The organism is Pseudomonas auratipiscis (genome assembly GCF_036324085.1).
In the GTDB taxonomy this organism is placed as follows: domain Bacteria; phylum Pseudomonadota; class Gammaproteobacteria; order Pseudomonadales; family Pseudomonadaceae; genus Aquipseudomonas; species Aquipseudomonas auratipiscis.
Genome location: NZ_JAZDCU010000005.1, coordinates 234237 through 257165, shown reverse-complemented (window position 1 = coordinate 257165; position 22929 = coordinate 234237). Strand labels below are relative to the sequence as shown.

Genomic DNA, 22929 nt, shown 5'->3' with positions numbered 1-22929 from the left:
CCGTCACTTTGGCGGGGCTTTTTTTGCCTGCCATTCCAGCGCCCATGTCATTGCCAGCTACGGTGCGGCTCAAGGTTTCAGCTTCAAGGCCGACAAAGTACGCGCAGGGTTCTGTATTGCTTGTAAGCCTCAGCTGCATGATGCAACCTTGCCAACACGCGTAGTAGCAAATTGCATTATCTTCGCGAACAGCCTCCTTGAAGCGAGTTCTCAATGAAAAGCCAACCCGATGCCGCCAGCCGTATGGTGGCCGAGGTCGTGACGCAATTGCCCGTGCCTTCGCGGCTCGGCATGCTGCGTTTCGAACGGCTGAATGAGGCGAGTTGGGCCCTGCTGTATCTCGACCCTACATGTGAACGCCAATTTGGCCTGGCTGCGGTCGAGCTCTGCGCGTTGGTAGGATCACCTTATGCCAGCCTGATGGAACCTGAAGCTCGCTACAAACTGCATGACGCTATCCAGTTGCAATTGAGCCAGCGTCCGCACTATCTGGTGCGCTACACCCTGCACACCGCGCAAGGGCCGTTGCATCTGCTGGAGATCGGCGAAGCCTACAAGCAGCACAACCGTCAATTGCTGCGCGGCTATCTGACCGTGATCGATACCCAGCCCGGCGAGGGGCCGGATCTTAGCGCTGCCGACCTGGAAACCCGCAACAACCGCCTGCAGATCGCCCTGCAATTGAATCAGCAAGCCCAGCAGGAACAGCTCGAACATCTGGAACGGGTACGCGCCCAGCAGGAATTGATCCTGCACCTGGCCCGTCATCGCTACAGCGCCGGCAACTCGCTGCTTGAAGCCGCCGAACTGATCACCCGCAGCGCCTGCGAGATCTACAAGATCGACTGCGCAAGCCTCTGGTATCTGGAGGGGCAGCGTCTGGAGCCGATTTCTGCCTATTACCGCATAGCTCAGGAACACCACCTGCCAGAGCCCATCGACGCCAGTCACTTCCCCGACTACCTCGAGGCGCTGCACACCAGCCGCGCCATCGACGCACACAACGCGACCCACGATCCGCGTACCCGGGAAATGGCCGAGAGTCTGCGACCGCGCGACATCAATGCCATGCTCGATGCCAGTATCCGTATCGATGGCCAGGTGGTTGGTGTCTTGTGCCTGGAGCAGACCGGCTCGGCGCGGGCCTGGCAGACCGACGAAATCGCCTTTGCCGGTGAACTGGCCGACCAATTCGCGCAGGTCATCAACAACCACAACCGGCGTACCGCCACCAGCGCCCTGTACCTGTTCCAGCGCGCCGTAGAACAAAGCGCCAACGCCTTTTTGCTGGTCAACCGCGATGGCGTGGTCGAGTACGTCAACCCCAGCTTCACCGCCATCACCCAATACAGCACCGACGAGGTCCACGGCCACCGGCTTTCGGAGCTGCCTGCGCTGGAAAACCTCAGCGAGCTGTTGTTCGACGCGCAATCGAGCCTGGCCATGAGCAATAGCTGGCAAGGCGAGTTCAAAAGCCGACGCAAGAACCTGGAGCCATACTGGGGGCAGTTATCGATTTCCAAGGTCTACGGTGACAACCGTGAACTGACCCATTACATCGGTATCTACGAAGACATCACCCAGAGCAAGCTGGCCCAGCAACGCATTGAACGCCTGGCCTACACCGACAACTTGACCAGCCTCGGCAATCGCCCGGCATTCATCCGCAACCTCGACGAGCGCTTTGCCCTCGACAGCGACAGTCCCATTTGCCTGCTGCTGGTGGACATCGACAACTTCAAGCGGATCAACGACAGCCTCGGTCATCAGACCGGTGACAAGCTGCTGATCAGCCTCGCGCGGCGTCTGCGCAACAGCCTCAGCGCCGGAGGCAGCCTGGCGCGTTTTGCCAGTAACGAATTCGCCGTATTGCTGGAAGACACCACCATCCAGAGCGGTCTGGAGATTGCCCAGCAGTTGTTGCGTACGCTCGACAAACCGATGTTCGTCGACAACCAATTGATCAGCGTCACCGGCTCCGTCGGCCTGGCCTGCGCGCCGCTGCACGGTCGCGACCCGCAAACCCTGATGAAAAACGCGGGGTTGGCGCTGCACAAGGCCAAAGCCAATGGCAAGCATCAGGCGCAAGTGTTCACCGAGGCGCTGAACGCCGAAGCCAGCTACAAACTATTCGTTGAAAACAACCTGCGCCGCGCCCTGACCCAGAATGAACTGGATGTGTTCTACCAGCCCAAACTGTGCCTGCGCAGTGGCCGCCTGCTGGGCCTGGAGGCCCTGCTGCGCTGGAATCATCCTGACAAGGGCATGATTCGTCCGGACCAGTTCATCAGCGTCGCCGAAGAAACCGGGCTGATCATTCCGATCGGCAAATGGATCGCCCGTCAGGCCTGTCGCATGAGCCAGCAGTTGAGCAAGGCCGGGCTGGGTAATCTGCAAGTGGCGATCAACCTGTCGCCCAAGCAGTTTTCCGATCCGGATCTGGTTGCCTCGATCGCCAAGATTCTCGAAGAAGAAGCCCTACCCCCCCACTTGCTGGAACTGGAACTGACTGAAGGTCTGCTGCTTGAAGCGACCGAGGACACTCACCGCCAGCTCGACCAGTTGAAAAAACTCGGCCTCACCCTGGCGATGGACGACTTCGGCACTGGTTACTCCTCGCTTAGCTACCTGAAGAAATTTCCGATCGACATCCTCAAAATCGACCGCAGCTTCATTCATGAGATTCCCGCCAATCAGAACGACATGGAAATCACCTCGGCAGTGGTAGCCATGGCTCATAACCTCAAGTTGAAGGTTGTTGCCGAAGGCATCGAGACTGCCGAGCAGCTTGCATTCCTGCGCCGTCATCGTTGCGACGTTGGCCAGGGCTATCTTTTCGACCGGCCGATTCCGGGGACTGAGCTGATTGAGCGGCTCAAGCGTTATCCACGCGGCCCAATCGCCTGACAGCGGCGTAACACTCGGGCACACTAAGACTCTATCCCTTATCGTCCTACTTCAAAGAGGAATGGGTTTATGGTCCTGCGCTCGGAAATCCTGGTGAACAAAAACGTCCTGCCCACTGCGGAACAGGCCCTGCCTGGCCGCGACACTCCCATGACCCTGCCAGAAAAGCATTACGTGTTCAAAGACACACCGTTGCTTGGCCCGTTCTTCGAGAACGTCGGTTTCGCCATCTTCGGCCTCGGCTGCTTCTGGGGCGCCGAACGACGCTTCTGGCAACGGGAAGGCGTCGTCAGCACCGTCGTTGGCTACGCTGGCGGCTATACGCCCAATCCAACGTACGAAGAAGTCTGCTCGGGGCTGACCGGCCACACTGAAGTGGTGCTGGTGGTCTACGACCAGGACAAGGTCAGCTACGGCGACCTGTTGGCCATGTTCTGGGAACTGCACAACCCGACACAGGGCATGCGCCAGGGTAACGACATCGGCACTCAGTACCGCTCAGTGATCTACTGCACCACGCCCGAGCAACTAGAAGAAGCTCAAGCAAGCAAGCAGGCCTACCAGGCTGAACTGACCAAGGCCGGCTTCGGCGAAATCACCACCGAAATTGCCGAAGCGCCGACCGTCTACTTCGCCGAGGCCTACCACCAGCAATACCTGGCCAAGAACCCCGAGGGCTACTGTGGGATCGGTGGCACGGGTGTATGCCTACCGCCCAGCCTGCAAGGCAACTGAGGGTCGGACATGAGCGCAGCAAGCATGACCCTGTTCCACGCCCCAGCCTCGCCCTTCGTTCGCAAGGTCATGGTGGTGCTGCACGAAACCGGGCAAATCGATCGGGTAACGCTGCAAAGCGTCAACCTGACGCCGGTCAATCCGGTCGCCGAGCTCAACCAGGGCAATCCTGCAGGGAAGATCCCGGCGCTTCGCCTGGCCGATGGCAGCGTGCTTCACGACAGCCGGGTTATCTGTGAGTACCTCGATCAGCAACATGTCGGTATTGCACTGATCCCCAAAGAAGGCTGGTCGCGCTGGCATCGCCTGACCCTTGCCTCACTGGCCGATGCGATCATGGATGCGGCAGTACTGACGCGCTACGAAACCTTCCTGCGCCCGCAGGAAATGCGCTGGGACAGCTGGATCGAAGCACAACAGGAAAAGATCCGTCGCGGCCTGGCAAGCCTTGAACAAGAGCACATGGCGGAACTGAGTTCGGCCTTCGACATCGCTGCCATTGGCGTGGCCTGCGCCCTGGGCTATCTGGACTTGCGCATGCCGGACTTCGGCTGGCGCGAGCAGCAACCCCAACTGGCGACCTGGTATGCCCAGGTCAGCCAGCGGGCGTCGATGTTGGCTACCGATCCTTCGGCTTGACCCACCCTATCGCGGGGTGAGCCCCCTCCCACTGCGGGAGGGGGCTTGTCCCGCGATGCAGCCAGCGTTCAATCCGCCGAGCCAGTACCGCCCCCACCCGTCGCTCCTCACGCAAGCCCCTCATTGCTGCCTCCCCGGCCCAACGCTGTACCAGTCCAGGCGACGGGTCAGAACCATGAATACACCGAGCATGCCAAACAACAGCAACGAGCCCATCAACAGTGCATAGTCCTCGGCGCTGAGCAGCCCGTACAGCATCGCGTAAAGCACCGCCAACCCCACGGCAAAGGCCGCTGCTCGCATCAGACTGTGCAGCACATGGCAAAGGTAGAAGCCGATCAGCAGCACACAGGCACCTGCAGACAACAGGTAGGCCAGACCAAAGCCCAGGTGTTCCGACAAGGACAACAGCAGCAAGTAGAACAACGCCAGCGCAGCACCCACCAATGCGTACTGGATTGGATGCACGCTGAGGTTCTTGAGAATCTCGAAGAGGAAGAATCCGGCGAAGGTCAAGGCAATGAACAGCAGCGCATATTTGATCGCCCGTTCACTCTTGAGGTATTGATCCACCGGGTCGACGAAGCTGACGCCAAAGGCGCGGCTACGAAACTCCTCGCAACTGGCATTGACTACGCATTGCGTCAAAGCATCCTTGAGGTTGGTGGAGAAATAAGAGGTCTGCCAGCGTGCAGAGAAACCACCCGCGTCAATCGTACGGCTGCTCGGCAAGTAGTTGCCGACAAAACTTGGATGCGGCCAGTTGGCTGCCATGCTGACGGTGGTGCTACGACCTACCGGCAACACATGAAACTGACCGGTTCCCTGCAAGCTGAGGTCGAAGGCATAGTCGAACCGGGTTTCTGTCTTGCCGTCGAGGTCGCCGAGCATCACGTGAACCCCGCCGCCCAACCAGCTCAAGGTGGTACCGGCCTGAAAATCCAGGTGCTGGTCGTTGAATTGAAGCTGCAAGCCTTTTTCGATGCCGCGGATGTCACTGATGCCCACGGCCAGAAACGCGGGGTCGAAGCGATAGTCGTCAACATCTTCGGTAATACCCCAGTTTGCTGGCACCTTGAATTGACCGCTGATGTTGTTGTTGGCGTGGAACAACCGCGTCTGATAGATGCCTCGTGAGCGCAGCTCGGTGTCGATGTTCGACTTCAGCTCGAAGGTATCCGGCAGAAAGTACAACAGGCCACTGACCTGCTTGGCTTGCTCGACGCTCTTGCCGTCTTCGGTCTTCCAGCTTCGTTCGGTTTTACGGTACGGCACCACCAGCACCGGACCGCTGATCTGCTGACTGTAGCTGGCACTCTGGGCAATGTTCTCAATCACCTCGTCACGCAGCGACTGTCGCTCGTCAATCAAGCCACTGATCATCAGCAGCGGGATAAGCAGAAGTACCACCAACAAAGCGATGGTGCCCAGTTTGATACTCAAGGTTCGGTTCATAAAGCAAGGCTCCGGTTTCGATAAGCAGAGTCTGCTTGTTGAAAATGGAGCCCTTGGGAAGTTGTATGGAGACTGCGTGCAGAGTATGTGGAGTTTCAGCCCAGGCGCTTGGCGGGCAACCACAATCGAACCCGAACCCCCGCTTCGGCGTTGGCGACCTCCAGCGAGCCACCATGCAGTTGCATCACCTCCTCGACGAAGTTCAAGCCCAAACCCGTACTCTTGCGCCCGCTCAGTGGTCGCGGTAGCGAATAAAAACGCTCGCTCAAACGGCCCAGGGCGTACTCGGGAATCGCCTCGCCCTGGTTGAACAGACTCAAGGCCACGCGCGCACCGTGTTGCTCCAACTCAAAAAGCAGCAAACCGCCAGGTGGTGTGAAGTCCAGGGCGTTATCCAGCAAGTTGGCAATCGCTTGGCGCATCAGGAACGGCTCGCACAGCAGTCGGGTTTGAGCGGGCACTCGTTGGCGCACCTGCAAGCGGTTGCTCTCGATACGTGCGCTCTGGGCCAGCAACAACTCATCGATCAAGGCTGCCAATGCTACTTGTTGCTGTTCTTCCAGCGCTTGCATCTGCTCGACCTGCGCCAGATTGAGCAGGCGCTCGATCAATTGCTGCATGCGCGCACTTTCGCTTTCGATGTTGCCGGCAAAGCGCTGGCGCTGTTCCTCCGACATTGGCCCCTGCAACAGCTCCGAGGCCCCGCGGATGGCCGCCAGTGGACTCTTGAGTTCGTGGGTCAGCGTATGCACATAGCGTTCGACGTAGTCCTTGCCTTCCAATTGCGTGCGCATCCGTTCGACTGCCGCAGCCAACTGCCCCAGCTCACCACCCCGGTAGTGCGGCAGTGTGGTGCGCTCGCCTTCACTGACGGCCTGGGCGTAATGTGTCAGGCGCCGTAACGAGCGCGCCAGCCACCACGACAACGCGGCGCCCACCAGCAAGCCCAGCCCGATCAGACCCACCCCCAGATACAGCAAGCGCCGCTCGGAACGGTCGATGTACGGTTGCAGCGACTTGTTCGGCTTGGCCACAGTGACCACACCAATAACTTTGCCTTCATCGAGAATCGGCGCGGCTACGTGCATGACCGATGACTCGGCATCATCCGGGTCGCTGCGGGTCGAGCGCGCGCCATACTCACCGCGAAGCGTCAGGTAGACGTCATTCCAGCGGGAATAGTCCTGGCCCACGGCCTCGCCACTGGAGTCGAGCAAGACCTTGCCCTTGGCATCGGTTACATAGATACGGTGGTTGACCTGATTTTTCGACAAGCCCCAGATATCGGCCCTGGGCTGACGCTGACCGTACGCGCGCAACAGCAGTGGCAAACGGCTCTGACCCAGGGTGCCGGCCTTGACGTCATCGTGAAGTATCTCGGCCAGCAGGTTGGCGGTATCCACCAGGGTTTCTTCGGTGGACTGACGCACGCCGGGACGGATCTGCTCACGCACCGTGCTCAGAATGAAATAACCGGTCAGCCCGACAAACAGGAAATAGACCAGAAAGATCCGAATCCCCAGGCGCATCAGCTATGGCCTGGACTGTAGCTGTAGCCAAGACCGCGATGAGTCTGGATCGGTTCGGCGTCGGCGGCAACCTGACGCAGCTTGGCCCTCAGGCTTTTGATGTGACTGTCGATATTGCGCTCGTAACCGGCCTCGGCAGCCACACCTACAGCGTCGAGCAGTTGCTCACGACTGAACACCCGTTCGGGTTGCTCCAGCAAACTCTGCAACAGACGAAACTCATGACGAGTCAGACTCAAGGCCTGGCCACGGTAGCTGATCTGCATGCGCTGGGTATCGACATGGAACACCGCGGCCACGCTGCTCACGGGTTCAGTGCGTGGCGCCATACGCTTGAGAATCGCCCGTACCCGAGCGGCGACTTCGCGTGGACTGAACGGCTTGACCACATAATCGTCAGCACCGATTTCCAGGCCCACCACGCGGTCGATTTCACCGTCGCGCGCACTGAGGAACATCACCGGTACGTCACTGAAACGCCGCAATTGGCGACAGGTCTCAAAACCGCTGATGTCTGGCAAACCGATGTCGAGAATGATCAGGTCGGCGGGGCGCAGACGCTGCTGCTCCAGGGCAGCATTGCCGAGTGTCACCCACTCGGTACTGTGGCCATCGCCCTGCAAGGCAAAAATCAGCGTGTCGGCGATCGCCGCTTCGTCTTCAACGATAAGTATGTGGGGCACGGGAGCTGCAAGCCTCAAGCTACACGCTTCAAGTAGAAGCAGATAGCGTGACGTTACACTGAAGTGCCTTTTCTTGCAGCTTGTAGCTCGGCGCCTGAACCTGACGCAGCTATCAACACTCGGGCTTGCCGGCGGTGAAACGCCGCGCCGGATTCACCGCGGCCTTGAACTCGCGCAAGGCCTTGGCGCCGATCAACAGCGGGTAGTTGAAGCTGCTTCGGTCGGTGAGGTTCACCTCCACCGTGCGCTTGACGTCGCCCAGGCAGAGTTCAAGGTCTACCACCGGGCGCTTGCTGACCTCCGCGCCTTCGCCGTCTTCATCTTCGTCCGCGCGGTTCTTGATCTTGCTGATGCGCGCCAGCTTGTGTTCATAGACCTTGCCATCAGATTCCTTGGTCGCCAGGCGAAAACGCACCCAGTCCTCTCCATCACGGGTGAACATTTCAATGTCCTTGGCCGACAGCGAGGCGGTGAGTGCGCCGGTGTCCATCTTGGCTTTCAAGGTTTCACCGCCAAACTCTGGCAGCGTAATGTATTCATAACGGCCATACAGGGTTGGTTCAGCAGCCATCACCGGAAGGGCCAGCAACGACAGCAATGCGAGTACAGGTTTCACAGGATCCGCTTCCTTGAGATAAGACAGTGATTAGACTGCGAAGGCAGGATAGGTTCGCGCGAACAGTCTATTCAACACAATGTGAAACATTTGTGCCCTGCAACCGGGCCCGAGCATTTGGCGTATGCCGTTAGGGTGCTTATCATTGCCGGTCGCCTACTTGAATATAAGAGCTTTCTTATGCGCCGCTTACTAACGGGCATTCTTGTGACCTCGCTGTTGCTGCTCAACACCTTGGTCCTGATCGGCCCACTGATGGTCTTTGCCCTGTTCAAACTGGTTTTACCCGGTCGGTACCGTGACTACGCTTCTTGGGCGGTAATGTGGATTGCCGAAACCTGGGCCGAAATCGACAAACTTATTTTTCGCTTGTGCATTCCCACCAAATGGGAGGTTCGCGGCGCTGACGGCCTGCGCCTGGACACGTCTTATCTGGCCATCAGTAACCACCAAAGCTGGGTAGATATCCCGGCGCTGATCCAGGTGCTCAACCGGCGTATCCCTTTTTTCAAATTCTTTCTTAAAAAGGAACTGATCTGGGTGCCGCTATTGGGCTTGGCCTGGTGGGCGCTGGACTACCCTTTTATGAAGCGCTACAGCAAGGCGTTTCTCGATAAGCATCCGCAACTCAAGGGCCAGGACCTGGAAATCACCAAGGCAGCCTGTGAATTGTTCAAGCGCCAGCCCGTCACCGTGGTCAATTACCTTGAGGGCACACGCTTTACCGAAGCCAAACGTGCGGCGCAGCAGTCACCGTTCAAACATCTACTCAAACCCAAGGCTGGAGGCGTAGCCTTCGTCCTCGCAGCGCTGGGCGAGCAACTGGACGCTCTGCTCGACGTGACAATCGTTTATCCCGGCGACAAGGCGCCAGGGTTTTGGGATTTGCTCAGTGGCGCGGTACCCAAGGTCATCATCGATATCCAGGTACGCGAACTTGATCCGGCTCTGTACAAGGGTGACTACGAGAACGATCCCGCTGTACGCCAGGCGGTGCAAGACTGGGTCAACCAACTTTGGCATGCCAAGGACCAACGTATCGAGACCTTGAAAGCGGAGCTTGATCAGTCACGGACAAGCCCACGACCGGAGGCCTGAAGCGTTCGATTAAAACCTGTCTTAATAATCAACATTAGGGATTCTTCTTTGCTATTGGCCATTTAACTGGATAAAAATCGAGCAACAAATAAATACAAAAACGCTCGGATCGATAAATGGCCAATCAACCCAGCAATGCTGCCCAGGCAGATTCCGCCCAACTGCGCCGCGTCCTCGGCCTTCCCGCCCTGGTGTTTTTCGGCTTGGTGTACATGGTTCCCCTGACCATATTCACCACCTACGGCATCGTTACCGAAATCACCGGAGGGCGCACTGCTGGTGCCTATCTGGTTACCCTGCTGGCCATGCTGTTCACTGCGACGTCTTACAGTTTCATGGTTCGACGCTTTCCAGTGGCTGGCTCTGCCTACTCCTACACCAATCTGGCGTTCGGAGCGAACGTCGGCTTTCTCGCTGGCTGGTCGCTGCTGCTCGATTACCTGTTCATTCCGATGATCAATTACCTGCTCATCGGCCTGTTCCTCAATATCGCCTTCCCAAGCATTCCAGTGTGGACGCTCATTCTCGGCTCGATCACCTTGGTCACAGTGCTCAACGTGATCGGTATTCACTCGGTGGCCAAGGCCAGCAATCTGATTGTCGGTGCGCAGATCATCTTCATCGGTGTTTTTGTGGCGCTGTCGTTCAAGACCCTGGGCGCAGGTGCACCCGTCGATGTGCTCTCGCCGCTGCTTGGCGATGGCAGCCAGCCAGGCTTTACTCAGTTGATGGCGGGTGCAGCAGTGCTGTGTTTGTCGTTCCTTGGCTTCGACGCTGTGTCGACCCTGGCCGAAGAAACCAAGGATCCACGCCGTGACGTTCCACGCGCGATCATCCTCACGACGCTGGGCGCCGGCTTGCTGTTCACCCTGCTGGCCTACATCAGCCAACTGGTGCTGCCAGGAAGTCATTTCGCCAATACCGATGCGGCGGCCAACGAGGTGATGTTCAAGGCCGGCGGTCAGTTCCTGGCCAACTTCTTCACCGCAGCCTTTGTCGCTGGAAGCCTGGGTTCGGCCCTGGCTTCGCAAGCGGCAGTATCGCGAATCCTCTACACCATGGGCCGCGACAACGTATTGCCACAGCGCTGGTTCGCCAGACTTTCGCCGCGCTTCGGCACCCCCGTAGTCGCAACCTTGGTGGTCTCGGCGTTTTCCCTGCTGGCGCTGGTCATCGACCTCGCTACCTTGGCATCGCTGATCAGCTTCGGTGCGCTGGTTGCATTCTCGGCGGTGAACCTGGCGGTGATTCGCACGCACTTGATCAGTGAAACCGGCCATCGCAACCTGTCTGGGTTGCTACGTTATGGCCTGGTTCCACTGGTGGGCATGAGCCTGACCCTGTGGCTTTGGACCAGCCTGTCGACCCTGACCTTGACCATAGGTTTGAGCTGGTTCGGCCTGGGCCTGGCATATCTGCTGGTGCTCACGGGCGGCTTCCGTCGCCCGGTGCGCTTGGTGAATTTTTCCGAAGCAGGCTGAGCGGCGTTATACCGACGGTATAGCCGCAGGAGTTCCCCACAGACCACCAAGGCTCTGCAGCAGCGAGCCGGCAACGCCCTGCTGACCGAGGTACTGCAGAATCAGCGGGGCAAATTGGCCGATCATGCCGGAGTCCATGCCCAGGGCACTGAAAGCATTGTTCAGGTCAGTGGTATTTTTAACGTTGTCGCCCAGGGCATTGCTCAGCGCCGACGACTTACCGCTCTTGCCAAGCAAATCGCCCAGCCCGCTCAAACCACCCAGAGCATTTTCGCCGGAAAGCATATCCAGCCCCGGCACGGCTTTGCTCAGTTGTTCGTAATCGGTGCTGCTCAACTGATTACGGGCAAGCCCCAGCAAGGCACCGGTACCGCCGATGGCTTGCTCAGGGGTAACTTTCAGCTCACTGCCGAGGGTATTGAGTAAATTTGCCGAAGCGGCGGGCGCCTGCACCGCAGCACCCTCCTTATTGCCTTGCATGGCAGAAACGGCATTGGCCGCATCGCTGAGATTAAAGGCAAATGCCGAGCTGGCAGCCAGGGTCATCAGAGTGACCAGCGCAAAACGTTTCATGAATAGACCTCGTCAGCCGTAAAGGCAGGGAAAACGAGGATTGGACTGCTCGGACGGCCGAATGTTCCGCGGTTGCCGCCGAGCCTGGGCCACATAAAGACCCAGGGGATTATCCGCATTGGGATGCGCTGTGGCTTTGAGCGTATCGCTGGGCACGCCCGCTTCTACCGAGTAATGATGCACGTGCGGTGGGAGCGGCCGCGCCCAGCGATGGTCTTACGCCGCGCTGAACAGTTTGTGCGGATCGATCACAAACTTCTTCGGTACTCCAGCATCAAACTCGCCATAGCCTTCAGGCGCCTGATCCAGGCTGATGACCTGCACACCCACTACTTCGGCAATGTTGATGCGGTCCCACATGATGGCCTGCATCAGTTGGCGGTTGTATTTCATTACCGGGGTTTGTCCGGTGTGGAAGCTATGTGACTTGGCCCAACCAAGGCCAAAACGGATGCTCAAGCTACCGATCTTCGCCGCAGCATCCACCGCTCCCGGGTCTTCGGTGACATACAGACCTGGAATGCCGATCTTGCCCGCGACCCGCACAACGCCCATCAGTGAATTGAGCACGGTGGCAGGAGCTTCATGCTTGGCACCGGCATGGCCATGACCACGCGCCTCAAAGCCTACGGCATCGACCGCGCAATCGACTTCCGGCTCGCCCAGCAGATTGGCGATCTGCTCATGCAGCGGGGTGTCCTGTGACAAGTCTGCAATTTCAAAACCTTGAGCCTTGGCGTGGGCCAGGCGCACCGGGTTGACGTCTCCGACAATGACTACCGCAGCACCCAGTAAGCGCGCCGAAGCCGCGGCCGCCAGGCCCACCGGGCCGGCACCGGCGATGTACACCGAGCTGCCCGGACCGACACCGGCGGTAACTGCGCCGTGGTACCCGGTTGGCAGAATGTCGGAGAGGCAGGTCAGGTCGCGGATTTTCTCCATGGCCTTGTCGCGGTTAGGCAGTTTCAGCAAGTTGAAGTCGGCGTACGGCACCAGCACGTACTCGGCCTGGCCACCGGTCCAGTCACCCATGTCGACATAGCCATAGGCACCCCCGGCACGCGCCGGGTTAACGGTCAGGCAGACACCGGTGTGCTGTTCCTTGCACGAACGGCAGCGGCCGCAGGCGACGTTGAATGGCACTGAAACCAGATCACCGATCTGCAGGTTCTCTACATCCCGACCTTTTTCGATCACCTCACCGGTGATTTCATGGCCCAGCACCAGACCGACCTGGGCTGTGGTGCGGCCACGCACCATGTGCTGGTCTGAGCCGCAGATGTTGGTGGAGACCACCCTCAGAATCACCCCGTGCTCGATCTTCTTGCCACGCGGATCCTGCATTTTCGGGTAGTCAATTTTTTGCACCTCGACCTTACCGCCGCCCAGATACACGACACCACGATTACCAGACATGCTTTTACCTCGCTAAAGTTTGTTGTTATGTAGCGGTGCAAAGTGCGCAGCCCGCAGGCGGCGCTGTATTACTGGAATCTGTTGTTTCTATTGCAGGGCTTGCCCCGCGATCAAAGCACGACCGTGCGGTTGGCGTTCAAAAACACCCGTCGCTCGATGTGATAGCCCACCGCCCGCGCCAACGTGAGGCACTCGATGTCACGACCCTTGGCGATCAGGTCTTCGGGATAATGACTGTGGTCGACCGATTCCACGCCCTGCGCGATGATCGGCCCTTCGTCGAGGTCGTTGTTGATGTAATGGGCCGTGGCCCCGACCAGTTTCACGCCCTTGTTGTAAGCCTGGTGATAAGGCTTGGCGCCCTTGAAGCCGGGAAGCAGGGAGTGATGGATGTTGATCGCCCAACCATCGAGCTTGCGGCACAACTCTGGCGACAGTACTTGCATGTAGCGGGCAAGAATCACCAGCTCTGCCCCAGACGCCTCGATTACCTGCAGCACCTTGCGTTCTTGCGCCGGTTTGTCGTGCGGATCAAGGGCGAAGTGGTAATAGGGAATACGGTGCCACTGAGCCAACGGCTCAAGGTCGGGGTGGTTGGAGATCACCGCCACAACGTCCATGCTCAACTGCCCGATGCGCTGGCGGTAAAGCAGGTCGTTGAGGCAGTGGTCAGCTTTGGAAACCATGATCACTACTTTCGGCCGATGCTTGGGCGCAGTCAGCTCGAACAGCATGCCGAAGGCTTCGCCACGCTCGGCAAGGCCGGCGCGGAAATTGACCTCATCGAAGTCCTCCGACTGGCGGAACTCCACCCGAATGAAGAAGCGCCCAGACAAACGGTCATCGAACGAATGGTGCTCGGTGACATAGCAATGCTGCTCGTACAAATATCGGGTCACCACATCCACAGTGCCGAGCAGGCTCGGACAGTCAGCGGTAAGAATCCAGGTGTCCGGTGCTCGGCTCATGATCTCGCTCCCTAGGCCTCGATGCTCAAACCGTATTCAGCCGCTGCGTCCTGCAGCCACAACCACCAGTAGTCGGAGAAGCTACGACGAATCAGCAGCTCCCAGGTTTCCTCGCCGGTTCGGCGGATCACCAATTGCGACTTGGCGAACACTGTGCCCACGGCCTTGCCGACGGGAAAGTTGTTTGGATGTACATCGTAGCTGGTGGACTTCATCAGCACTTCGCGAACATTCGGGCCGCTCAGTTCCAACAGGGTTTGCCCGCCACTGACATTGACCACCTGGATATGCTGGCCCTCGAGGGCATCACGCAGTTTCTGTTCGACGGCAAACTCCTGACCACCGGCAACGATCAGCAGCCATTCGTCCGGACCAAGCCACTGCAGCGACATCTCGCCATTGGCAACTACGGTCAGTGCCACCGGCAACTCCAACCCCAAGGCCTTGAATACACCACCAGCAAAAGCCGGATCACGGCCATCGCCACGCAAGGTCAAATGACCCAAAAACTTATGCTCGCGCAGAGTTACCCCGGCGTTCCTGCGGCCTTTGCCGACCAGGCTGGACAGGTCGGCGTGATGCAGTGGCGACTCTGCCTTGACGTCGTTGCCTGGGCGTTGCTGGTAAACGTTGATCGTGCTCATTACTCACCTGCCTTGAATTCTGTGGACCTGCCAGTAGCAGCGGACTTGTCCCGCGATGCGCTGCCGGCTGCAGCGAAGTCACCGCGGGTCAGTGCTGCTCCTAGATGTTCTGCCGCTCACCCTTTGGATCGAAGAACACCGAGGAGCAGATCTCTGCCTCGATTACGCTGCCATCCGCCTGCGGCGAGTAGACGCGTTCGCCGATACGTTTGAGCCCGCCTTTGACCACGCCCATGGCGAAGGAATAGCCCAGGGAGTTACTGGCGTAGCTGGAGGTGACGTGACCGACCATGTCCATCGGAATCGGTTGCTTCGGATCGAAGACCAACTGCGCACCTTCAGGCAGCCATTTGGTCGGGTCCACAGGCTTGAGGCCGACCAACTGTTTACGATTTTCCCGCACGCAATCCTCACGGTTCATACCGCGCCAGCCGATCCATGAGAACGGCTTGGTCCGGCCTACACACCAGCCCATGTTCAAGTCATCCGGCGTCATCGAGCCATCGGTGTCCTGGCCGACGATGATGAAACCCTTCTCGGCCCTCAGGACGTGCATGGTCTCGGTGCCATAAGGGGTGAGGTTGTACTGCTTGCCAGCCTCGGCGATTTTCTCCAGCACGCCCATAGCGTAGTTGGCCTGGATGTTGACCTCGTACGAAAGCTCCCCGGTGAAGGAAATACGGAATACCCGCGCCGGTACGCCAGCGACCAGACCTTCTTTCCAGGTCATGAACGGGAAAGCGTCCTTGTCCAGGTCGATGTCGCTGACTTCACTCAGCAGTTTGCGGCTGTTTGGCCCAGACAGGGTCAGGGTCGCCCAGTGGTCGGTGACAGAGGTGAAGTACACCTTCAAGTCAGGCCATTCGGTCTGCTGATAAATTTCCAGCCACTGCAGTACACGCGCCGCGCCGCCCGTGGTGGTGGTCATGATGAAATGGTTTTCGCCGACACAGGCGGTCACGCCATCGTCGAAGACCATGCCGTCTTCCTTGCACATCAGGCCATAACGGGCCTTGCCCACATCCAGCTTGGTCCAGGCGTTGGTGTAGATACGGTTGAGGAACTCACGTGCGTCCGGGCCCTGGATGTCGATCTTGCCCAGGGTCGAGGCGTCGAGCAGGCCGACGCTGTCGCGCACGGCCTTGCATTCACGAGCAACCGCGGCATGAATGTCTTCGCCATTGCGCGGGAAGTACCATGGCCGCTTCCACTGCCCAACGTCTTCAAACTCGGCACCGTTTCTCAGGTGCCAGGCATGCAGTGCGGTGAAGCGCACCGGTTCGAAAAGATGCCCGCAATGCCGCCCTGCCACGGCGCCGAAGGTGACCGGCGTGTAGTTGGGTCGGAACATGGTGGTGCCCATCTGCGCAATGGTGATGCCCATCGAGCGGGCAGCAATGGCCAGACCATTGATATTGCCCAGCTTGCCCTGGTCGGTACCAAAGCCCAGCGCGGTATAGCGTTTAACGTGCTCGACCGATTCGAAGCCTTCCCGCGTGGCCAGTTCGATAGCTGCAGCGGTCACGTCGTTCTGCTGGTCGACGAATTGCTTCGGCGCCCGCGCAGTGTTCTTGTCGTGGGGTACCTGGAACAGCGCGATCGTCGCTTCTTCCTGACGCGCCAAGACTTTTGGAAGCGTCCCCGACACAGCCTTGAACCCCGCTTCACTTGCAGCGCGCACACCACCTTCGTAGCCATCAGCCAGCGAATCGCCCAAGGCGAAAACGCCATTGATGCCACCGACACACACGCGTTTTTGCGGTGCATCACCGGGCACGAAGCCAAGAATGTCTTCACGCCAGGTCGGCTTGCCGCCCAAGTGCGAAGCCAGATGCACCACCGGGCTGTAGCCGCCGGAGGTGGCCACCAGATCGCAGTCCAGCCATTCGCCCGGGCTGGTGACTTTATGTGCATTGACGTCAATCGCGGCCACGCGCGCAGCGGTTACGTGCTTGCTGCCGCGGGACTCGATGACCGCACTGGAGGTGAGAATCCGAATGCCCTTGGCCCGCGCCTCTTCCACCAGCGATCCACGAGGGTTGTGGCGGGCGTCGGCGATGGCGACCACTTTCAGGCCCGCGTCGTGCCAGTCCAGGGCCACACGGTAGGCGTGGTCGTTATTGGTCGACAGCACCATGTTACGGCCCGGCGCGACACCATAACGACGCACATAGGTAGAGACCGCACCGGCAAGCATATTGCCCGGCACATCGTTGTTGCCATACACCAGCGGACGTTCATGAGCGCCGGTTGCCAGGACCACACGCTTGGCCCGCACCCGATGCATACGCTGGCGCACGCTACCTATCGGCGCACGGTCGCCGAGGTGGTCGGTCAGGCGCTCGTGAATGGTGAGGAAGTTGTGATCGTGATAGCCATTGACCGTCGCCCGAGGTAACAGGGTGACTTCACGCATGCCTTTGAGTTCGGCTACAACAGCAGCAACCCATTCAGCTGCAGGCTTGCCATCAAGGCTCTCACGGCTGTCGAGCAGGCTGCCGCCGAACTCTTCCTGTTCATCGGCAAGAATCACCCGCGCGCCGCTACGGCCCGCTGCCAACGCCGCCGCCAGACCGGCGGGACCTGCGCCAACGATCAATACATCGCAGTGCTGACTCATGTAGTCGTAACTGTCCGGATCGTTTTCCAGGGGCGCGCGACCAAGGCCCGCTGCCTTGCGGATGTACTTCTCGTAAGTCATCCAGAATGACTGCGGATACATGAAGGTCTTGTAGTAAAAACCCGGTGGCATCAACTTGCCGCCTACCTTGCCGAGAATCCCCATCATGTCGGTGTTCACGCTCGGCCAGCCGTTGGTGCTGGTGGCCACCAGACCCGCATACAGCGCCTGCTGAGTGGCACGCACGTTTGGTACCTGGGTGGCTTCGGTCGCACCGATCTGCAGGATCGCGTTCGGTTCTTCGGAGCCTGCGGCAATGATCCCGCGAGGACGCGAGTACTTGAAACTGCGCCCGACAATATCCACGCCGTTGGCCAGCAATGCTGCAGCCAGGGTGTCACCGGCGTAGCCCTGATAGGTCTGGCCGTTGAAAGTGAAGTTCAACACTTTGCTGCGATCAATACGACCGCCGTTGGACAGGCGATAGACCTGGCTCATACCTTTTCTCCCTGACCACTGACTGCCAACTGCGGGCTGGTGCTTTTGCCGGTCACTTGCGGCTTGGCGCCGATCGGATAGGTTTCCAGAATTTCGTAGGTCACCGTGTCACGGGTGGCATTGAAGTACTGGCGGCATCCGGCAGCGTGTATCCACAGCTCGTGGTGCAGGCCGCGGGGGTTGTCGCGAAAGAACATGTAATCGCCCCACTCCTCGTCGGAGCAGGCGTTAGGGTCCAGCGGCCGCGGAATATGCGCCTGGCCTGCAGCGTGGAACTCTTCCTCGGAGCGCAGCTCGCCGCAGTGGGGACAGAAGATATGCAACATGGGGACTTCTCCTGTTAGTGGGCGACAGCGGCAGCGCCGTGTTCGTCGATCAGTGCGCCGTTGTGGAAACGGTCGATGGAAAAAGGTTTGGCCAGCGGGTGCATTTCGCCCTTGGCCAGACTGGCGGCAAAGACGTTGCCCGAACCCGGCGTGGCCTTGAAGCCACCGGTGCCCCAGCCACAGTTGAAGAACATGTTCTTGACTGGGGTCTTGGAGATGATCGGGCAAGCGTCCGGCGTGGTGTCGACGATGCCGCCCCACTGGCGGTTCATGCGCACCCGCGAAAGAATCGGGAACATTTCGACGATGGCTTGCAAGGTGTGCTCGATTACCGGGTAGGAACCGCGCTGACCGTAGCCGACCCATCCATCGATACCGGCACCGATGACCAGATCGCCCTTGTCGGATTGGCTGATGTAGCCATGCACGGCGTTGGACATGATCACACTGTCGATGATCGGCTTGAGCGGCTCGGACACCAGTGCCTGCAGCGGATGCGATTCGATCGGCAGACGGAAGCCGGCAAGCTTGGCCATGTGCCCGGAGTTACCTGCGGTGACCACACCGACGCGCTTGGCGCCGATGAAGCCCTTGTTGGTCTCGACCCCGATGACCACGCCGTTTTCCTTGCGAAAACCGATCACTTCGGTCTGCTGGATCAGGTCAACGCCCAAGGCGTCGGCGGCGCGGGCAAAGCCCCAGGCCACGGCGTCATGACGGGCGACGCCACCGCGCCGCTGCACGGTGGCACCGATGATGGGGTAGCGGGTGTTCTTCGAGCAGTCCAGGTAAGGAATCTCGTCGGCGACCTGCTGGGCATTGAGCAGTTCGCCATCGACACCGTTGAGGCGGTTGGCACTGACCCGACGTTCCGAATCACGCATGTCCTGCAGGGTGTGGCACAGGTTGTAGACCCCGCGCTGGGAGAACATCACGTTGTAGTTGATGTCCTGAGACAAGCCTTCCCAAAGCTTCATGGCGTGTTCATAAAGGTGCGCCGACTCGTCCCACAAATAGTTGGAGCGCACGATGGTGGTGTTGCGTGCAGTGTTGCCACCGCCCAGCCAGCCCTTCTCGACCACTGCAACGTTGGTGATGCCGTGTTGCTTGGCCAGGTAGTAGGCAGTGGCCAGACCATGCCCGCCACCGCCGACGATGACCACGTCGTAGACCTTTTTCGGGGTCGGCGTGCGCCACATGCGCTGCCAGTTTTCGTGATGGCTGAGCGAGTGTTTGAAGAGGCCGAAGCCCGAGTAACGTTGCATAGTTTTCACTCCTGGACCACTCAGCGATAAACCGGAAAATCTGCACACAGTGCCGACACGTTCTTCGCAACATCGGCCTCGACATCGGCATCACCGAGGTTATCGAGAATGTCGCAGATCCAGCCTGCCAGCTCTTCACACTGGGCCACCTTGAAGCCACGGCTGGTGACGGCCGGGGTGCCGATCCGCAGGCCAGAAGTGACGAACGGTGACTGCGGGTCATTCGGGACGGCGTTCTTGTTGACGGTGATGTGCGCACGGCCCAGGGCAGCGTCGGCATCCTTGCCGGTCAGGCCCTGGCGAATCAGGCTGACCAGGAACAAGTGGTTGTCGGTGCCGCCGGACACCACATCGAAACCGCGTTCGATGAACACCTTGGCCATGGCCTGGGCATTGTCGATGACCTGCTGCTGATAGGCCTTGAAGCCAGGTTCCAGAGCTTCCTTGAAGCACACCGCCTTGGCCGCGATCACATGCATCAGCGGGCCACCCTGTGCGCCAGGGAATACGGCTGCATTGAGCTTCTTCTCGATTTCCTCGTTGCTGCGCGCGAGGATCAGGCCGCCACGCGGACCACGCAGGGTTTTGTGTGTCGTGGTAGTGACCACGTCGGCATATGGCAGCGGGTTTGGATAGAGGTCCGCGGCAACCAGGCCGGCAACGTGCGCCATGTCGACGAACAGGTAGGCCCCGACCTTGTCAGCGATCTGACGAAAACGTGGAAAATCGAGAGTTTTCGAGTAAGCCGAGAAACCGGCAACGATCATCTTCGGCTGGTTTTCCACCGCCAGGCGTTCGACTTCGTCGTAGTCGATCAGCCCAGTGTCGGTATCGATGCCGTACTGCACGGCGTTGTACAACTTGCCCGAAGACGACACCTTGGCACCGTGGGTCAAGTGACCGCCATGCGCCAGGCTCATGCCGAGGATGGTGTCACCCGCTTGCAACAGAGCCAGGTACACTGCGCTGTTGGCCGAAGAGCCTGAATGCGGCTGGACGTTGGCATAGTCGGCGCCGAACAATTGCTTGGCGCGATCGATAGCCAGTTGCTCGACTTTGTCCACATGCTCGCAACCGCCGTAGTAGCGCTTGCCGGGATAGCCTTCAGCGTATTTGTTGGTCAGGCCGCTGCCTTGGGCCTGCATGACGCGCTTGCTGGTGTAGTTCTCCGAGGCGATCAGTTCAATGTGATCTTCCTGGCGTTGCTCTTCGGCATTGATCGCCGCCAGCAGTGCATCGTCGTAACCCTGGATCTGGTCTTGCTTGCTGAACATTGCGTCTCTCCCGGCAGCGGCATCGGTTCTTATGGGGCAATTGCCCTTTTCAGCGATGGTATGACCGACGCAGACAGCCTAGATGCCTACGCACGCCTTGCAGTGGTGCGTTTACGACATGCAGCCTCATCGCAGGACAAGCCCGCTCCAACCGCGCTAGCCAGGAGCAGGCTTCCCCCCGATGCTTTGTATAGGCGACGCCACATTTCTTGGTTTAGAGTGCTGATCTGCGTCGTTCACAGGACAGTGTCATGACAGATCAAAGCCAGCAATTCGCCAGCGACAACTACTCAGGTATCTGCCCGGAAGCCTGGGCCGCGATGGAAAAAGCCAACCAGGGTCACGACCGTTCCTACGGCGACGACCAATGGACTGCCCGTGCCGCCGAGTACTTTCGCAAACTGTTCGAAACCGACTGCGAAGTGTTCTTCGCCTTCAACGGCACCGCGGCCAACTCGCTGGCGCTGTCGTCCTTGTGCCAGAGCTATCACAGCGTAATCTGCTCAGAAACCGCCCACGTCGAAACCGACGAATGCGGCGCTCCGGAGTTCTTCTCCAACGGCTCAAAACTACTGACTGCCCGCAGCGTGGCCGGCAAGCTGACTCCCGAATCGATTCGTGAAGTCGCGCTGAAACGCCAGGACATCCACTACCCCAAGCCACGCGTGGTCACCATTACCCAAGCCACCGAGGTGGGCAGCGTCTACCGCCCGGACGAACTCAAGGCAATCAGTGCCACCTGCAAAGAGCTGGGACTGAACCTGCACATGGACGGCGCCCGCTTCAGCAACGCCTGCGCCTACCTTGGCTGCTCGCCTGCCGAGCTGACCTGGAAAGCCGGCGTCGATGTATTGTGCTTTGGTGGCACCAAAAACGGCATGGCCGTGGGTGAAGCGATCCTGTTCTTCAATCGCGATCTGGCTGAGGATTTCGACTACCGCTGCAAGCAGGCCGGTCAGTTGGCTTCGAAAATGCGTTTTCTGTCTGCCCCTTGGGTGGGCCTGCTCGAAGGTGACGCCTGGCTCAAATACGGCGCCCACGCCAACCGCTGCGCACAGTTGCTCAGCCAACTGGTGAGCGACGTGCCGGGCGTGGAGCTGATGTTCCCGGTCGAAGCCAACGGGGTGTTCCTGCAGATGTCCGAACCTGCTTTGGAAGCCTTGCGCAACAAGGGCTGGCGCTTCTACACCTTCATCGGCAGCGGTGGCGCACGGTTCATGTGCTCGTGGGACACCGAAGAGGCGCGGGTGCGGGAGCTGGCAGCGGACATCCGTCAAGTGATGAGTGCCTGACAGCCATATCGTGGGGCAAGCCGAGTCGTCGCAGTTGCACGAGCCAGCTTGCCCCACGCATCGATCTACAACCTGAAGCCGCCCATCTGCCGCGCCAGGTCATCCGCCAAGCCGCGCAGTGCCTGGCATTCCTCTCGACACCCCTGCACTTCCGACGCTGTTTGCCGCGCCAGATCGGATATCCCCTGAACAGTACGATTGATCTCTTCAGTCACCGCCGACTGCTCTTCAGTTGCCGTCGCCACTTGATGGTTCATATCGCTGATGTGTTCGACCTTATCGGTAATGGTGCTCAGTGAAGCGCCGGTCTGCTGGCTGGATTGCACCCCGGTGCCCGTTGCCACCTGCCCAGCCTGCATCGACGCCACAGCGCTACCGGCGCCGTGCTTCAGACGCAGGATCATCTGCTGCACTTCATCGGTAGACACCTGGGTACGCCGGGCCAATGTGCGCACCTCGTCGGCAACCACGGCAAAGCCGCGGCCCATCTCACCTGCCCGTGCAGCTTCAATGGCTGCATTGAGCGCCAGCAGGTTGGTTTGCTCGGAAATACTGCGAATCACTGCCAATACTTCGTCAATCGATGCCACTTCATTGGCCAATTCACCCACGGCGTGGGCGGCCTGGCCAATCTCACCCGACATGCCCTCTATATGGGCAATCGAGCGCCGGACCACTTCACGCGCCTCGAGCGCTTCTGTGCGGGCTGTTTCCGATGCCTGCGCGGCATTGCCAGCATTCTGGGCAATGTCCTGTACGGTAAGGCCCATTTCATGCACCGCCGTGGCGACCATCTCGGTCATTTCCTGCTGACGTCCGGAACGTTCGGCAGTGTTGTCCACCACCTGGGTCACTTGTGCAACAGCCCTGTGCAAACGCTCGCTGGTGCGCAGCACTTCGCCAATCAAGG

19 protein-coding genes are annotated in these 22929 nt (G+C 59.4%); 6 read left to right on the top strand and 13 right to left on the bottom strand.

What is annotated here, in order from left to right; translation table 11 throughout:
• Positions 1-213: 213 nt before the first annotated feature.
• The 3 genes from V0R60_RS09520 to V0R60_RS09510 all read left to right on the top strand — a co-directional run bounded on the left by V0R60_RS09520 (position 214) and on the right by V0R60_RS09510 (position 4281).
• Positions 214-2907: a putative bifunctional diguanylate cyclase/phosphodiesterase gene (locus tag V0R60_RS09520; RefSeq protein WP_136474147.1), complete on the top strand. Its 2694-nt coding sequence runs from the start codon at positions 214-216 to the stop codon at positions 2905-2907.
• Positions 2908-2976: 69 nt separating this feature from the next.
• Complete coding sequence (gene msrA, locus V0R60_RS09515) at positions 2977-3642, top strand: peptide-methionine (S)-S-oxide reductase MsrA (RefSeq protein ID WP_136474146.1); 666 nt, start codon at positions 2977-2979, stop codon at positions 3640-3642.
• Between the two features lie 9 nt (positions 3643-3651).
• Positions 3652-4281, top strand: coding sequence for a glutathione S-transferase (locus V0R60_RS09510; RefSeq protein WP_330079235.1), 630 nt, complete (start codon positions 3652-3654; stop codon positions 4279-4281).
• A 120-nt stretch (positions 4282-4401) separates the two neighbouring features.
• On the opposite strand, the gene creD is transcribed toward V0R60_RS09510, so the two are convergent.
• From creD to rloA2, 4 genes are all read right to left on the bottom strand, one after another.
• Positions 4402-5736, bottom strand: a complete 1335-nt coding sequence (gene creD, locus V0R60_RS09505; protein ID WP_330079234.1) for a cell envelope integrity protein CreD — start codon at positions 5734-5736, stop codon at positions 4402-4404.
• A gap of 95 nt (positions 5737-5831) precedes the next feature.
• Positions 5832-7265, bottom strand: coding sequence for a two-component system sensor histidine kinase CreC (gene creC, locus V0R60_RS09500; RefSeq protein WP_330079233.1), 1434 nt, complete (start codon positions 7263-7265; stop codon positions 5832-5834).
• Entirely contained in the window at positions 7265-7948 is a 684-nt protein-coding gene (gene creB, locus V0R60_RS09495; protein ID WP_136474142.1) for a two-component system response regulator CreB, read from the bottom strand. Before creB ends, creC begins: the two co-directional genes overlap by 1 nt.
• 112 nt (positions 7949-8060) lie before the next feature.
• On the bottom strand, positions 8061-8564 hold the full coding sequence (gene rloA2 / locus V0R60_RS09490; protein WP_136474141.1) for a retropepsin-like aspartic peptidase RloA2: 504 nt from the start codon (positions 8562-8564) through the stop codon (positions 8061-8063).
• Positions 8565-8744: 180 nt separating this feature from the next.
• Between rloA2 and V0R60_RS09485 the strand changes: the two genes are divergently transcribed.
• Both V0R60_RS09485 and V0R60_RS09480 read left to right on the top strand, forming a co-directional pair.
• A complete protein-coding gene (locus V0R60_RS09485; protein ID WP_330079232.1) occupies positions 8745-9662 on the top strand; it encodes an acyltransferase in 918 nt (305 codons plus the stop codon).
• 116 nt (positions 9663-9778) lie between these two features.
• Positions 9779-11143, top strand: coding sequence for an APC family permease (locus V0R60_RS09480; RefSeq protein WP_330079231.1), 1365 nt, complete (start codon positions 9779-9781; stop codon positions 11141-11143).
• Between the two features lie 6 nt (positions 11144-11149).
• Here the strand turns inward: V0R60_RS09480 and V0R60_RS09475 are convergent, their stop codons facing one another.
• The 8 genes from V0R60_RS09475 to glyA all read right to left on the bottom strand — a co-directional run bounded on the left by V0R60_RS09475 (position 11150) and on the right by glyA (position 20727).
• A complete protein-coding gene (locus V0R60_RS09475; RefSeq protein ID WP_330079230.1) occupies positions 11150-11716 on the bottom strand; it encodes a DUF2780 domain-containing protein in 567 nt (188 codons plus the stop codon).
• 216 nt (positions 11717-11932) lie between these two features.
• The gene (gene fdhA, locus V0R60_RS09470) at positions 11933-13132 is read right to left on the bottom strand and encodes a formaldehyde dehydrogenase, glutathione-independent (RefSeq protein WP_136474137.1); all 1200 of its coding nucleotides are present in this window, start codon (positions 13130-13132) and stop codon (positions 11933-11935) included.
• A 110-nt stretch (positions 13133-13242) separates the two neighbouring features.
• Positions 13243-14100: a formyltetrahydrofolate deformylase gene (purU, locus tag V0R60_RS09465; RefSeq protein ID WP_330079229.1), complete on the bottom strand. Its 858-nt coding sequence runs from the start codon at positions 14098-14100 to the stop codon at positions 13243-13245.
• A gap of 11 nt (positions 14101-14111) precedes the next feature.
• On the bottom strand, positions 14112-14744 hold the full coding sequence (locus V0R60_RS09460; RefSeq protein WP_330079228.1) for a sarcosine oxidase subunit gamma: 633 nt from the start codon (positions 14742-14744) through the stop codon (positions 14112-14114).
• 100 nt (positions 14745-14844) lie between these two features.
• A complete protein-coding gene (locus V0R60_RS09455; protein ID WP_330079227.1) occupies positions 14845-17862 on the bottom strand; it encodes a sarcosine oxidase subunit alpha in 3018 nt (1005 codons plus the stop codon).
• A complete protein-coding gene (locus tag V0R60_RS09450) occupies positions 17859-18188 on the bottom strand; it encodes a sarcosine oxidase subunit delta (RefSeq protein WP_136474133.1) in 330 nt (109 codons plus the stop codon). Before V0R60_RS09450 ends, V0R60_RS09455 begins: the two co-directional genes overlap by 4 nt.
• 14 nt (positions 18189-18202) lie before the next feature.
• Entirely contained in the window at positions 18203-19453 is a 1251-nt protein-coding gene (locus V0R60_RS09445; RefSeq protein WP_136474132.1) for a sarcosine oxidase subunit beta family protein, read from the bottom strand.
• Between the two features lie 20 nt (positions 19454-19473).
• A complete protein-coding gene (glyA, locus tag V0R60_RS09440) occupies positions 19474-20727 on the bottom strand; it encodes a serine hydroxymethyltransferase (protein ID WP_330079226.1) in 1254 nt (417 codons plus the stop codon).
• A 251-nt stretch (positions 20728-20978) separates the two neighbouring features.
• Between glyA and V0R60_RS09435 the strand changes: the two genes are divergently transcribed.
• Positions 20979-22019, top strand: coding sequence for a threonine aldolase family protein (locus V0R60_RS09435; RefSeq protein WP_136474130.1), 1041 nt, complete (start codon positions 20979-20981; stop codon positions 22017-22019).
• Positions 22020-22084: 65 nt separating this feature from the next.
• On the opposite strand, the gene V0R60_RS26955 is transcribed toward V0R60_RS09435, so the two are convergent.
• Positions 22085-22813 carry a methyl-accepting chemotaxis protein gene (locus V0R60_RS26955; protein ID WP_371922304.1) on the bottom strand — a complete coding sequence of 243 codons (729 nt, stop codon included), beginning with the start codon at positions 22811-22813 and terminating at the stop codon, positions 22085-22087.
• Positions 22814-22929: the final 116 nt, after the last annotated feature.

Excerpts from the sequence above, each read along its gene's own strand:
- V0R60_RS09445 (WP_136474132.1), bottom strand. The coding sequence starts at position 19,453 with ATGCAACGTTACTCGGGCTTCGGCCTCTTCAAACACTCGCTCAGCCAT.
- creC (WP_330079233.1), bottom strand. The coding sequence starts at position 7,265 with ATGCGCCTGGGGATTCGGATCTTTCTGGTCTATTTCCTGTTTGTCGGG.
- purU (WP_330079229.1), bottom strand. The coding sequence starts at position 14,100 with ATGAGCCGAGCACCGGACACCTGGATTCTTACCGCTGACTGTCCGAGC.
- V0R60_RS09480 (WP_330079231.1), top strand. The coding sequence starts at position 9,779 with ATGGCCAATCAACCCAGCAATGCTGCCCAGGCAGATTCCGCCCAACTG.
- glyA (WP_330079226.1), bottom strand. The coding sequence starts at position 20,727 with ATGTTCAGCAAGCAAGACCAGATCCAGGGTTACGACGATGCACTGCTG.
- V0R60_RS09435 (WP_136474130.1), top strand. The coding sequence starts at position 20,979 with ATGACAGATCAAAGCCAGCAATTCGCCAGCGACAACTACTCAGGTATC.
- msrA (WP_136474146.1), top strand. The coding sequence starts at position 2,977 with ATGGTCCTGCGCTCGGAAATCCTGGTGAACAAAAACGTCCTGCCCACT.
- V0R60_RS09510 (WP_330079235.1), top strand. The coding sequence starts at position 3,652 with ATGAGCGCAGCAAGCATGACCCTGTTCCACGCCCCAGCCTCGCCCTTC.
- V0R60_RS09520 (WP_136474147.1), top strand. The coding sequence starts at position 214 with ATGAAAAGCCAACCCGATGCCGCCAGCCGTATGGTGGCCGAGGTCGTG.
- V0R60_RS09485 (WP_330079232.1), top strand. The coding sequence starts at position 8,745 with ATGCGCCGCTTACTAACGGGCATTCTTGTGACCTCGCTGTTGCTGCTC.
- V0R60_RS09460 (WP_330079228.1), bottom strand. The coding sequence starts at position 14,744 with ATGAGCACGATCAACGTTTACCAGCAACGCCCAGGCAACGACGTCAAG.
- V0R60_RS09450 (WP_136474133.1), bottom strand. The coding sequence starts at position 18,188 with ATGTTGCATATCTTCTGTCCCCACTGCGGCGAGCTGCGCTCCGAGGAA.
- fdhA (WP_136474137.1), bottom strand. The coding sequence starts at position 13,132 with ATGTCTGGTAATCGTGGTGTCGTGTATCTGGGCGGCGGTAAGGTCGAG.
- creD (WP_330079234.1), bottom strand. The coding sequence starts at position 5,736 with ATGAACCGAACCTTGAGTATCAAACTGGGCACCATCGCTTTGTTGGTG.
- V0R60_RS09455 (WP_330079227.1), bottom strand. The coding sequence starts at position 17,862 with ATGAGCCAGGTCTATCGCCTGTCCAACGGCGGTCGTATTGATCGCAGC.
- V0R60_RS26955 (WP_371922304.1), bottom strand. The coding sequence starts at position 22,813 with ATGGTCGCCACGGCGGTGCATGAAATGGGCCTTACCGTACAGGACATT.
- V0R60_RS09475 (WP_330079230.1), bottom strand. The coding sequence starts at position 11,716 with ATGAAACGTTTTGCGCTGGTCACTCTGATGACCCTGGCTGCCAGCTCG.